Origin of the sequence: Corynebacterium sp. HMSC064E07 (genome assembly GCF_001815745.1) — a bacterium.
Lineage (GTDB): Bacteria > Actinomycetota > Actinomycetes > Mycobacteriales > Mycobacteriaceae > Corynebacterium > Corynebacterium jeikeium_D.
Genome location: NZ_KV821817.1, coordinates 41,378 through 54,493, shown reverse-complemented (window position 1 = coordinate 54,493; position 13,116 = coordinate 41,378). Strand labels below are relative to the sequence as shown.

General features: G+C 58.7%; 10 protein-coding genes and 1 pseudogene. All 11 read right to left on the bottom strand.

The features are described 5' to 3' along the window. Positions 1–254 precede the first annotated feature (254 nt). Positions 255–1,124, bottom strand: a complete 870-nt coding sequence (gene pyrF, locus HMPREF3053_RS06820) for an orotidine-5'-phosphate decarboxylase (RefSeq protein ID WP_070438379.1) — start codon at positions 1,122–1,124, stop codon at positions 255–257. A 1-nt stretch (position 1,125) separates the two neighbouring features. After that, positions 1,126–4,485, bottom strand: coding sequence for a carbamoyl-phosphate synthase large subunit (gene carB, locus HMPREF3053_RS06815; RefSeq protein WP_049193726.1), 3,360 nt, complete (start codon positions 4,483–4,485; stop codon positions 1,126–1,128). Positions 4,486–4,509: 24 nt separating this feature from the next. Beyond that, positions 4,510–5,742 (bottom strand): glutamine-hydrolyzing carbamoyl-phosphate synthase small subunit, encoded by a 1,233-nt coding sequence (carA, locus tag HMPREF3053_RS06810; RefSeq protein ID WP_255465687.1) that lies wholly within the window; start codon positions 5,740–5,742, stop codon positions 4,510–4,512. 38 nt (positions 5,743–5,780) lie between these two features. Then, complete coding sequence (locus HMPREF3053_RS06805) at positions 5,781–7,142, bottom strand: dihydroorotase (RefSeq protein WP_049193729.1); 1,362 nt, start codon at positions 7,140–7,142, stop codon at positions 5,781–5,783. After that, the gene (locus HMPREF3053_RS06800) at positions 7,143–8,096 is read right to left on the bottom strand and encodes an aspartate carbamoyltransferase catalytic subunit (RefSeq protein ID WP_016422709.1); all 954 of its coding nucleotides are present in this window, start codon (positions 8,094–8,096) and stop codon (positions 7,143–7,145) included. Next, complete coding sequence (pyrR, locus tag HMPREF3053_RS06795) at positions 8,093–8,662, bottom strand: bifunctional pyr operon transcriptional regulator/uracil phosphoribosyltransferase PyrR (RefSeq protein ID WP_016422708.1); 570 nt, start codon at positions 8,660–8,662, stop codon at positions 8,093–8,095. The genes HMPREF3053_RS06800 and pyrR overlap by 4 nt, the downstream gene beginning before the upstream one ends. Positions 8,663–9,096: 434 nt before the next feature. Further along, positions 9,097–9,618 (bottom strand): annotated as a pseudogene (gene nusB, locus HMPREF3053_RS06790) (transcription antitermination factor NusB); the annotation flags it as partial. 48 nt (positions 9,619–9,666) lie between these two features. Beyond that, positions 9,667–10,230, bottom strand: coding sequence for an elongation factor P (efp, locus tag HMPREF3053_RS06785; protein WP_016422706.1), 564 nt, complete (start codon positions 10,228–10,230; stop codon positions 9,667–9,669). An 87-nt stretch (positions 10,231–10,317) separates the two neighbouring features. After that, positions 10,318–11,490 carry a M24 family metallopeptidase gene (locus tag HMPREF3053_RS06780; protein WP_070767468.1) on the bottom strand — a complete coding sequence of 391 codons (1,173 nt, stop codon included), beginning with the start codon at positions 11,488–11,490 and terminating at the stop codon, positions 10,318–10,320. Further along, a complete protein-coding gene (aroQ, locus tag HMPREF3053_RS06775) occupies positions 11,487–11,963 on the bottom strand; it encodes a type II 3-dehydroquinate dehydratase (protein ID WP_070604544.1) in 477 nt (158 codons plus the stop codon). The genes HMPREF3053_RS06780 and aroQ overlap by 4 nt, the downstream gene beginning before the upstream one ends. Beyond that, the gene (aroB, locus tag HMPREF3053_RS06770) at positions 11,960–13,069 is read right to left on the bottom strand and encodes a 3-dehydroquinate synthase (RefSeq protein ID WP_069358704.1); all 1,110 of its coding nucleotides are present in this window, start codon (positions 13,067–13,069) and stop codon (positions 11,960–11,962) included. Before aroB ends, aroQ begins: the two co-directional genes overlap by 4 nt. Positions 13,070–13,116: the final 47 nt, after the last annotated feature.

The window sequence follows — 13,116 nt, the reverse complement described above, 5'->3', positions numbered from 1 at the left end:
TTATCCGCCCCACCTTTCGGTCGTGGTCAACCAACTCCGGCGATTGTAGCACCGTTTGCCCAGGAGAATGGAAATTGACCACGGTTTTTGTACGAAATCTCCCAGGAATCGTCACAGTAACTTGCCTATACCTACTCCGCCGCCACCTGAGGCTCATTAGGAAAATCTCGGCAGCTAGGTACGGAAGAAGCCCGCAGGGGCACCTGTTCTATGAGGTGCGCCCTGCGGGCCTCTGCCAAATTGTCGATTCGCTGCTAACTCTCGGATAGGAACGGAGCCGCAGCTTCAATAGTTGCGCGCCGCAGCGCAGCAGGATCAGGCCCAGCGGAGAGAATTGCACGCGAAATATTTGGCAGTGCAAGCCCCTTGGATTCCCCTGCCAGACGATCTACATCGGCCGGGGTTCCACCCTGAGCTCCCACACCGGGCATGAGAATGGGACCACGCAGGTCACTGAGCACCGGGGCGTCGTCAAGCGTTGCGCCAACAACAACGCCGATGCTGCCCGCCTTTGCACCAGCGTCAATCTGGCGGGCATTAATAGCGGCTGCCTGGTTGACCATGGTCTGAGCCAGACTCTCACCCGAAACCGTCGCCTTCTGTACGGACGCACCTTCCGGATTGGACGTTGCGGCCAGCACGAACAGGCCGCGTCCGTTCTCCAACGCCAACGAAAACGCCGGATCAAGAGCACCGAACCCAAGGTACGGAGATACCGTCAGTGCGTCGGCGGCTAGCGGCGAGCTATCCGACAGCCAGGCATCAGCGTATGCAGCCATCGTCGAACCGATATCGCCCCGCTTGGCATCTGCAATCGACAGCGCACCGGCGTCCTTCAGATCCGCCAACGTCCGCTCCAGGACGGCAAAGCCCTTGGAACCGTAGGCTTCGAAGAACGCCACCTGGGGCTTGACGACGGCAACGATGTCACCGAACGCCTCGACGCATGTGGCGGCAAAACGCTCTAGACCGTCAGCCGAATGCGGCAACTGCCAGGCATCCAGCAGCCCCGGGTGCGGGTCGATGCCCACGCAGAGCCGACCGCGCTCGGCGACAACCTCGCTGAGGCGATCGCCGAAACCTTTGACTGTCCGCACTGCGGAACCTTCAGCCTTCGCGGTCATGTTAGGCCTGCTCCTGAGCAGCCAACTCTGCCGGGTGGAGTTCCTGCAGAGCCTTAACGCTCATCTCACCGTTGCGCAGTGCCAGAATGCCCTGCAGTGCGGCGACGGCCCCCTGAGCGGTGGTCACACAAGTTACGCCCTGGCTCACAGCAGCAGCGCGAATCTCATATCCGTCAGAGCGTGCGCCAGCAGAACCGGACGGGGTGTTGATAATGATGTCAACCTCACCGTCGCGAATCATGTCGACGATGTCGCGCTCGTCCGTCGGCGCATCGGAATCAGTCGTACGCTTTGCGACGACCTCACACTCAACACCGTTGCGGCGCAGCATACCGGCCGTACCCTCCGTTGCCAGGATGCGGAAGCCCATATCCGCCAGCGTGAGGATCGGGAAGACCAGAGTGCGCTTATCGCGGTTGGCCAGCGAGACGAAGATCGTGCCCTCGGTCGGCAGCTCACCGAAACCGGCCAGCTCGCCCTTGGCGAAAGCGGCACCAAAGTTGTCTGCCAAGCCCATGACTTCACCGGTGGACTTCATCTCCGGGCTCAGCAGGCTGTCGAGAGCGCGGCCCTCGAAGTCGCGGAAGCGGTTGAACGGCAGGACGGCTTCCTTAACCGCAATCGGAGCGTCAGCAGGCAGAGAGCCACCGTCGAAGTTGGACGGAATCATGCCCTCTTCGCGCAGTTCCGCGATAGTAGCGCCCATCATGACGCGGGACGCGGCCTTAGCCAGCGGAACTGAGGTTGCCTTGGAGACAAACGGTACGGTACGAGATGCACGCGGGTTGGCCTCGATGACGTAGAGCGTCTCGTCCTTGAGTGCGTACTGAACGTTCATCAGGCCCTTGACACCGATGCCGTGTGCCAGTGCCTTGGTGGATTCACGCACCTTGTCGATGATGCCTGCAGACAGAGTCATCGGAGGCAGCGCACACGCGGAGTCGCCGGAGTGAATACCGGCTTCCTCAATGTGCTCCATAACGCCGCCGAGGTAGACCTCTTCCCCATCACACAGTGCATCAACATCAATCTCGATGGCGCTGTCCAGGAAGCGGTCAACCAGTACCGGGTGCTCATTGGACAGCTCGGTAGCGCGGTTGATGTAGTCCTCCAGAGTGGCCTCATCGTAGACGATTTCCATGCCACGGCCGCCGAGGACGTAGGACGGACGGACCAGCACCGGGTAACCGATACCAGCGGCAACCTGGCGAGCTTCTGCGAAGGAGGTGGCGGTACCGAACTCCGGCGCCGGCAGCTTCGCCTCAGCCAGCACCTTGCCGAACTCACCGCGGTCCTCAGCCAGGTCGATTGCCTCTGGGCTAGTGCCGACAATCGGAACGCCTGCGGCCTGCAGACGCTCCGCCAGGCCCAGCGGAGTCTGGCCACCGAGCTGAACAATGACGCCTGCGACCTTTCCGGACTGGCTCTCAGCGTGGTAGACCTCGAGGACATCCTCGAAGGTCAATGGCTCGAAGTAGAGGCGATCTGCGGTGTCGTAGTCGGTGGAAACCGTTTCCGGGTTGCAGTTGACCATGACGGTCTCGTACCCAACCCGGGAGAGCTCGAGCGCCGCGTGGACACAGGAGTAGTCGAACTCAATACCCTGGCCGATGCGGTTAGGACCGGAACCGAGGATGATGACCTTTTCCTTCTCGGTCTGCGGGGCGACCTCGGACTCAGCAGCCGGGTCCAGCTCGTATGCCGAGTAGTGGTACGGAGTCTGTGCTTCGAACTCGGCGGAGCAGGTATCGACAGTCTTGAATACGGGGTGGATGTTCAGGCGCCAGCGCAGCTCGCGCACGCCGTCTTCCCCGGCCAATTCCGGACGCAGCGCAGCAATCTGGGCGTCGGACAGTCCCCAGTACTTAGCCTCACGCAGCAGGTCGGAGGTCAGCACCGGAGCGTCGATAAGCTCCTTGCGGATATCCTGCAGGTTTTCCATCTCGGCGATAAACCACGGATCCAGGCCGGAAGCTTCGTGGATCTGCTCGATGGAAGCACCCAGACGCTGAGCCAGCTCAACGTCGTAGATGCGACCTTCAGTCGGACGCTTCAGATCCTCAAGGACAGCGTTGACATCGTTTGCGCGCTCACCTGCGAAGTCCTCATCCGGAACAGTCCAGAAACCAGCTGGCTTGTTCTCCAGCGAACGCATGACCTTACCGAGCGCGCCGATGTAGTTACGGCCGATAGCCATGGCCTCACCGACGGACTTCATGGTGGTGGTCAGCGTATCGTCAGCACCTGGGAACTTCTCGAAAGCAAAGCGTGGAGCCTTGACAATCACGTAGTCCTGCACCGGCTCAAACGCTGCCGGGGTTTCACCGGTGATGTCGTTGGTGATCTCATCGAGGGTGTAGCCGATAGCCAGCTTGGCAGCAATCTTTGCAATCGGGAAACCAGTTGCCTTGGAAGCAAGCGCCGACGAGCGGGAGACACGCGGGTTCATCTCAATGGTGATGATGCGGCCGTCATTCGGGTTGATGGCGAACTGGATGTTACAGCCACCGGTGTCAACGCCGACCTCACGCAGAATTGCGATGCCTTGGTCACGCATGGTCTGGAACTCGCGGTCGGTCAGAGTCATCGACGGGGCGACAGTCACCGAGTCACCAGTGTGGACACCGAGGGCATCAACGTTTTCAATGGAGCAGACCACGACGACGTTGTCGTCGCCATCGCGCATGAGCTCGAGCTCAAATTCCTTCCAGCCGAGGATGGACTCCTCGATCAGAACATTGGCCTCGGGCGATGCGGCCAGGCCGCCACCTGCAATACGGTCGAGGTCTTCCTGGTTGAAGGCCAGACCGGAACCCAGACCGCCCATGGTGAACGAAGGGCGAACAACGACCGGAAGACCGAGCTCTGCAACAGTCTCATGGACTTCTTCCATGTTGTGGCAGACGCGGGAACGAGCGGATTCGCCACCAATCTTGGCGACGATGTCCTTGAACATCTGGCGATCCTCACCGCGCTGAATGGCCGGAATATCAGCACCAATCAGCTCGACATTGTACTTCTCCAGAATGCCCTCGCGGTCCAGCTGAATAGCTGCGTTCAGTGCAGTCTGGCCACCGAGAGTTGCCAGGACAGCGTCAATCGGGTTGCCCTCTGCAGCTTCCTTGGCCAGAATCTTTTCGATGTACTTGGTTTCAATCGGCTCGATATAGGTGGAGTCTGCGAACTCCGGGTCAGTCATAATCGTTGCCGGGTTGGAGTTGACCAGCGTGACTCTCAGGCCCTCTTCGCGCAGCACGCGGCAAGCCTGGGTGCCGGAGTAGTCGAACTCGCAGGCCTGACCGATAACAATCGGGCCGGAGCCGATAACCAGTACGTGGTTGATGTCTGTACGACGTGGCATGGTGTTAGGTCCCTTAGCCCTTTCCTACTTGTTCGAGTTTCCGGTTGCGGACTTGTTGAAATCGACCTTCTGGATCAGCGCCAGGAAGTCATCAAAGAGAGAGTGCGCATCGTGCGGGCCGGCTGCGGACTCCGGGTGGTACTGCACAGAAAAGGCCATGCCGTTCTTCAGTGCGACACCTTCCACGACGTCGTCGTTAAGGCAGGTGTGCGTAACCTCTGCCTCGCCCCACGGGGTATCGAAACTCTCGCCGGCCTTGCCTTCAAGTGCGAAACCGTGGTTCTGAGCGGTGATAAAAATACGGCCAGTGCGGTGGTCCTTCACCGGAACATTGACGCCGCGGTGACCGAAGACCAGCTTGTAGGTATTCAGGCCGAGTGCGCGACCAAGAATCTGGTTACCGAAGCAGATACCGAATAGCGGCATGCCGTCATCGAGGGCAGCCTTGGCGACCGCAACCATCTCATCAGCAGTTGCCGGGTCACCCGGGCCGTTGGACAAGAAGACACCGTCCGGCTGGTATTCCTTCTTAATATCTTCGTACGGAGTGTTCGCCGGAACAACTACGACTTCCAGGCCACGCTTAGCCAGCTCACGCGGGGTGTTGGACTTGATGCCCAGGTCGTAGGCCACAACACGTGCCTTCTTCTCCCCCTGCGGTTCCACGACATAGGCCTCATCGGTGCTGACCTCGCGAGCCAGATCCGCGCCCTTCATCGCAGGCTGAGCGCGAACGATTTCCACCAGCTTATCGACGGGCTGCTGTGCGTCCTCACCGGAGAAAATACCAGCGGCAATCGAGCCATTGTCGCGCAAATGGCGAACCAGCGCGCGGGTATCAATCTGGCGGATACCGATGATGCCCTGTGCCTTCAGTTCATCTTCCAAGCTGCGCTCCGAGCGCCAGTTGGAGGGAATGCGCGACAAATCGCGGATAATAAAGCCAGCTGCCCAAATCTTGTTTCCGCGGGACTCGTAGTCCTCATCGTTCCAACCGGTGTTGCCGATCTGTGGTGCGGTAGCCACAATCAGCTGGCGGTGGTAGGACGGGTCCGTCAGGGTTTCCTGGTAGCCCGTCATAGCGGTGGTAAAAACTGCCTCACCCAGGGTTGTACCGGTGGCGCCGAAACCGCGTCCGCGGAACACTCGGCCATCTGCCAATACCAGGACTGCCGCTGTAGCGGCCGCGGCCTGCGACTCGTTGCTCACGTTATTGCCTTTCAGTTGGGTAGCGTGCGAGGAATTTACATTAATCATACGGGACGCATGTGAATTTTTATGCGTTGACATGAATATTATCCAGCGACCTCTCCGTTAAGAGCGGTCACCTTACCGCGCAGCACGGTAGCTGCCACGGACACGGCCATCTCCATTTCCTCATAAGGAGTGTTCTCGGACTTCGACGCCAGGTCTTCGCCGCGGACCGTCCACTTCTTGCCCGGGTCAACAACGGTCAGGTTGGCAGGCTCACCGACAGCAATCGGACGGCCGTGCCCCGGTAGCTTCACGATTTGAGCGGGACGCTCACTCATGACCTTGGCCAGCCAGCGCCAATCACAATCGCCCTTCAAAACGAATTCTTCGGCGATGATTGGCATCGAGGTCTCCAGACCAAGCATGCCGGGCTTAGCGTGCTCGAACTCGCAGCACTTTTCTTCAGAGCCGTGCGGAGCGTGGTCGGTAGCGACACAGTCAATGATCCCGTCAATCAGAGCCTGACGCAGAGCCAGGGTGTCGCGCTGCTCACGCAGCGGCGGATTGACGCGGTAGACGCCGTCGTAGGTCTCCAACTTCTCATCGGTGAGAATCAGGTGATGCGGGGTAACCTCGGCGGTCAGCGGAATATCATGCTCCTTTGCCCACTTGACCAGCTCAACCGTACCTTCGGTGGAAGCGTGGCAGATGTGCATGCGTCCGCCGTAGTCGCGAGCCATAATGGCATCTCGGGCCACGATGGACTCCTCAGCTACGCGCGGCCACCCGGTCAGGCCGAGTCGTGCGGCGGTCGGACCTTCGTGAGCCGATGCATCTGCGGTCAGACGCGGATCTTCGCAGTGCTGCGCCAGCAATACGTCTTCGCCGCGGGCGTATTCAATCGCGCGGCGCATAATCAGCGGATTATCAACGCACTTACCGTCATCGGAGAACATGCGTACCTTCGCCTGCGAGTCTGCCATCATGCCGAACTCAGTCAGCGTCTCGCCCTTCAGCCCCTTAGTAATGGATCCGACCGGGTGAACGTCGCAGAGGTTCAGCGCCTGGCCCTTGAGCCACACCGACTCAGCAATCGAGGGGTCATCGGTTACCGGCGCGGTATTGGCCATAGTGAACACTGCGGTGAAACCACCGCGTGCTGCGGCGGCGGAACCAGTGGCCAGGGTTTCCGTATCTTCACGGCCCGGCTCGCGCAGGTGCACATGGATGTCAACCAGGCCTGGCAAGAGAACGAGGGAGTCGAACTCCAGGACCTCTACCCCGTCCTCGGCCGTGAGATTTTCACCAATCTCAGCGATAACGCCATCTTCGATCAAGACGTCGACATCTTCGCCTTCACCGTAGGGACGCACACCCTTCAGCAGCAGCTGTCCCCTCGCGGACGCTGCCAGCGGTCCTACCTCGGGGTACGAGGCTTCGTCATACTCATTGCGATTCGACATTTATGCCTGTCCTTCCAAGTTGGCGGAAACACCTGAGGTCAGCAGTGTGAAAAGAACTGCCATACGGACGTGGACACCGTTGGCTACCTGCTGCAGCACGGCAGTGCGCGGCAGATCAGCGACGGCATCGTTAATTTCCATGCCACGAAGCATCGGGCCTGGGTGCATCACAATGCAGTCGTCGCGAAGCATCTTCTCGCGAGCCTTCGACAGCCCGTAGCGAGTGGCGTATTCGCGATGGGATGGGAAGAAGCCTCCGTTCATGCGCTCCTGCTGAACGCGGAGCATCATCACGGCATCAGCATCGCGGATCTCGTCTTCCATGCGGTAGGCAACACGCACCGGCCAGGTCTCGATGCCAAACGGCAGCAGCGTCGGTGGCGCGACGAAGACGACCTCGGCGCCGAGCTTGCTTAGCAGATCGGCGTTAGAGCGAGCGACGCGAGAGTGCAAAATATCGCCAACGATGACGACCTTGCGCCCCTCAATTCCACCGAGGCGCTGACGCAACGTCACCGCGTCCAGGAGAGCCTGCGTCGGGTGCTGGTGCTTTCCGTCACCCGCGTTGATGATCGATGGGCCGTTGCCAAATTCCTCAGTCCACTTGGCGATCAGCTGTGCCGCGCCCGACGATGGGTGCCTAACGACGATGGCATCGCCGCCGATAGCATCCAAAGTCAGCGCGGTGTCTTTCAGACTTTCGCCTTTCTTCACAGAGGAAGAGGAAGCCGAGATATTAATAACATCGGCGCTCATCCACTTACCCGCAGTCTCAAAAGAAGAGCGGGTACGCGTGGAATTCTCGTAAAAGAGGTTGTAAATAGTGCGGCCGCGCAGGGTCGGCAGCTTCTTAATTTCCCGACCGCGGATGACCTCCTTGAAACGATCAGCCTCATCCATCAGGCCGACAATTTCATCCTTGGTCAAATCCGCAATGCTAATCAGGTGTTTCACTGTTCCTCCGCCCGGGTGAGAATAACCGCGTCACGGCCGTCAAGTGCCTCTACCAGCACATCGACGTCTTCGTCGCGGGAAGTTGGCAGATTCTTACCGACGTAATCGGCGCGAATTGGTAGTTGACGATGACCACGATCAACCAGCACTGCAAGCTGAATTACTCGCGGGCGACCGATGTCAGCAATAGCGTCGAGTGCGGCACGAATTGTGCGACCTGAGAAGAGGACATCGTCTACGAGAACAACGGTGGTGCCGTCGATTCCGGAGTTTGGAATGTTCGTGGGCTGCAGGGCGCGGTGCGGGCCCTTGCGCAAGTCATCCCTGTACAGGGTGATATCAAGCGATCCAGTTTCCGGGCGAATGCCGGAGAACTGTTCAATCAAATCGGCTAGCTTCTCCGCCAGCGGTACGCCACCAGATGGAATACCGAGGAGAACTACGCGCCCAGCATTTGGGCTATCCAGCGCAGTTTTTTCAATAATTTGGTGCGCGATGCGCGCGATGGTACGTGCAACTTCGTCTGCATTGAGCAGCTCGGTTGTTTGCGGCGTTCCTTCGCTCATCGTGACCTCCTTCCCCGCCTCTCAGTGCGGTCCGTTAAAGGATGTCTTGATTGTGGATATTTGATTATCAGTTTGCATGACTCGCAACTACGGGCGCGGTGCAAACTTCCGCTGACCAGAATAGCACTCACACTTAAATTGCTTCTAAATGCAACAAAACTCCAAGCCCCCAAAAAAGGGACTTGGAGTTTCAGACAATCCGCGAGAACCGACTGTGATCGGCTCGCAGTGAGCCCGGCCGCTTTGATTGGCTAGGACCCGTTCTCGCTCTTAGCCACGTCTTCAGCCACCAGCTTGGCAATATCGCTCATGTCCAGGCCGGTAATCTTAGCCATCTCATCGGAGTCAGCCAGTGCCTTGTCAGCTTCCTCATTTGCAGCAGCCTGTGCCTGAATAGCCTCGTCGAACTGGGACTCGCCCACCGAAGTGCTAACAGCTGCTGCTGCCAGGCGTGCCTGGTCGGCAATCTTGGCCTCGGCATCGAGAACTGCGTTGATGTACGGTGCCGCCACATCAGTGGAGTATTCCGATGCCAGCTCAACGCCTTCCACCACGGCCACACGCGGAGGCACGTCGGAGTTGTAGAACAGCTCCCAGGTGGAAAGACGCAAGATAGCACGGTCGACTGCCGGTAGGCGACGCAGCGGCCACTCCTCCGTCAGGTACGAAGAAATCGTCGAGTCGATACCGATAATTTCCGCAGCTACACCGCGCACGATCTGCTCGGTGTACTCCGCAATTGGATTCACATCCAGATCGGGATTACGGACCATTTCCAGCCGCTCTTCAAGAAGCTTGACGACGTCGACGCCTCGCTGCTCGGCCTCAAATAGCAGATCTACCGCACGACGGCGCGCACGGTAGCGCGCGCCGTGGCGCTTGTAGTTAGGTTCGCGAACTTTCGCGGACTCCTGCGCATCCGGGGTCTCGACGGACTTGTGATCCTTTTCAGTCATGGATGTGTATGTATCGCTCTCAACAAAAGGGTGAACTAGATGAGGGAATTAGTGGTTGACGCGGGACAGGTAGGAGCCGTCACGGGTGTCGACCTTCAGTACGTCGCCGGTTTCGATGAACAGCGGCACCTGAATCTCAGCGCCAGTCTCCAAAGTTGCCGGCTTGGTGCCACCGGTGGAGCGGTCGCCCTGCAGACCCGGGTCGGTCTGCTCAACCTTCAGTTCAACCGAAACAGGCATTTCAGCGAAAAGAACGTTGCCCTCATGGAAGGACACCTGGCAGGTGGTTTCCGGAAGCAGGAACTTAGCACCCTCCGGCATCTGAGCGTCCAGGATGGAAATCTGGTCGTAGGTCTTGTCGTCCATGAAGACGTATCCTTCACCGTCGTGGTACAGGTACGTCATGTCGCGACGGTCGACGGTAGCAGTCTCAATCTTGACGCCAGCGTTGAAAGTCTTGTCAACAACCTTGCCGGTCAGAACGTCCTTCAGCTTGGTGCGGACGAATGCCGGACCCTTACCTGGCTTGACGTGCTGGAACTCCACGATCTGCTGAAGCTTATTGTCGTGCTTGATAACTAGACCGTTTTTAAAATCTGCGGTGGTAGCCAACTAAACTCTCCTGAAATTGTTAAAAAGCTCTCTGACGAAACCACGATACTCCGTATCTCATCGAGAGAAAAATAAAACGCCGTGATGTTAGGCCCGCGGTTTCGGCAGCTGCGTAATAATTTCCGGCTCGGTGTCGGTGATAATCAACGTATCTTCGATGCGCACACCGCCGAACCCCGGCACATAAATACCAGGCTCGATGGTCAACGTCATGCCAGCTGCCAACTTCCCCTTGCCGGTGCGAGCAGCAAATGGAGCCTCATGCACCTCAATACCGATTCCGTGGCCGGTGGAATGAACGAAGTGCTCCCCATAACCAGCCTTTTCAATAATGTCCCGGCATGCTGCGTCTACAGCCACAACATCAGCCCCTGGCACGGCCGCTTTTACGCCAGCCAGCTGGGCTTCCAGCACGACATTGTAAATCTCTCGGGCCTTCTCGTCTGCGAACTCCACCCCGGCAACAATCGCGCCGTCCAAATCTGACGACGTATTGTTCGGACCGTTTTCGCTTGACGACGTTCCCGCCTCACCGGCAAAGAGGGTACGTGTCATATCTGAGTTGTAGCCCCCGGCAAAGGCGCCAAAGTCAATAGTGACCAGGTCACCTGCCTCGATTACGCGATCTTCCGCTCCGTGGTGTGGCTTGGCGGAATTCGGGCCGCTCGCGACAATCGTGTCGAAGCTTGGCCGATCGGCGCCATGCATGCGCATGCGGTACTCCAACTCTGCGGCGACTTCGCGCTCCGTGCGGCCGGCGACCACGATGCCGTCGTGAAGCAAGTCCTCGAATGCGCGGACCGCGATGTCGGCGACGTGGCGCAGAGCGACGAGTTCTGTATCGGACTTGACCTCCCGCAGTTTAGAGACGACGCCCGTAGTCGATACCAGCTCGAGTGCCTGTGGCCGGGCATCCTCTAGCTCTTGATAAGCGGCCATAGTGAGGAACTCAGATTCAACACCAAGACGCGAGATATCCAGCTTTCGGCATTGACCGACGAGTGCCACGCCGGTGTTGCGGGCGGTGAGTAACTCCACGTCCGGTGCCTGTTTGCCAGCCTGAACCGTATAGCGGCCGTCGGTGGAAAGCAGCGCTTCCCCACTGGCCGCAACAATCAAACCAGCATTCGAGCCGTGGAAACCTGTAAGCCAACCAACATGCGTCGAATCGACTGTGAGGAAACCGTCGCAGTCGTTGTCGGACAATGCGTCGATAAGAGCGGCTCGGCGGGCGGCGTAGTTCGTGGAGATATCTGTCATAGTTTCGTACTCACCCTTCTCAGTGCCATGGAATACCCATCAGTTCCGCATCCGACGATAACGCCCGCGGCAAGCGCCGACAGGTACGAGTGGTGCCGAAACTCCTCCCGGGCGTGAATGTTTGAAATATGGACCTCGTGGAAGCCCGCGCCGTCGGCAATTTCGGCAAGCGCGTCACGTAGGGCGACGGAGGTGTGTGTCAACCCCCCTGGATTGATAATGACTGGCCAACCGTAGTCGGCAGCTTCGTGAACCCACTCGATGAGTTGACCTTCATAGTTGGATTGGCGGCAATCCACCACGACGCCAAGCTCCTTGGCTAGGGTGCGAAGTTCAGATTCGACATCGGCCAAAGTAGTGGCACCGTAAATTTCTGGCTGACGCTTGCCCAGACGATCGAGGTTCGGGCCGTTCAGAACAAGCACGGTCGGAATCGCCGCTGTGGCATCAGTTGCTGCGCGAAGAGAGGTCATGAGCGGGCTGACTCCTCCGATGCGGCGTGCCCATTGTTGCAGAGCAGTTCGTATGCACGCTCGAGGTCATCCATTCCCGGGCCTTCAAGACGGGCTGTTTCACCGGGGTTTTCTAGAATAACGAATCGGATCGCACCGTCGCGGTTCTTCTTATCCCTGGTCATCGCATCGTAGAGCTCGGTAAAACGACCTGTCTGGTAGGTCGTTGGCAGACCAATGGACTCTAGGATGCGACGGTGGCGGTCTACGAGTTCCTGATCAATATGTCCGGTGATCTTGGCCAGCTCGGCAACATAAACCATGCCTACAGCTACGGCATGGCCATGGCGCCAGCGGTAGTTTTCAAAGTGCTCAACGGCATGACCGAAAGTGTGGCCATAGTTCAGGATCTCACGGAGGCCAGATTCCTTCAGATCCTCAGCGACAACGCGTGCCTTGACAGCAATCGCGCGCTCGACCAGTTCTGGCAGGTCACCGTCAACATCGAGGCAGGCCTGCGGGTTTGCCTCGTAAAGATCGAGAATCTTCGTGTCCGCGATAAATCCGGCCTTGATAATCTCTGCCGAGCCCGCGATCAGCTCGGCCTTCGGCAAGGTGCGCAGGACATCAAGGTCACAGAACACCGCGGCAGGCTCGTGGAAAGCGCCGACCAGGTTCTTGCCGGCTGCAGTGTTGATACCGGTCTTACCGCCGACAGCTGCGTCGACCATGCCGAGCAGCGTCGTCGGGACCTGGATAACCTTCACTCCACGCATCCACGCGGCGGCGACGAATCCACCGAAGTCTGTAGCTGCACCGCCGCCAATCGCGATTACCGCGTCACGCCGGCCCAGACCGCGTTCACCAAAAGTGTCCCAAACTGTTTCAGCAACTGCGAGCGTCTTGCCCTCCTCCGCATCCGGAACCTGGATGCTAAAGGCGTCGACTCCTTTGTCCGCCAGAGCCTTGATGACGCCGAAGCTCAGCTCTTGAACGCTCTCCTGGTGAATCACCGCAACCTGGGAGGCAAACGTAGCGGCCTCCGCAATCTGCTCGGTGAGTCCATGCCCCATGGCTACCGTGTACGGGGATGGGCCTTCAACACGGATTGTGCGGGTTGAGTTCATTGTCAGTCCCTAGTCGTTAGCGTAAGAAATGTATGGAGTTGCTGGTT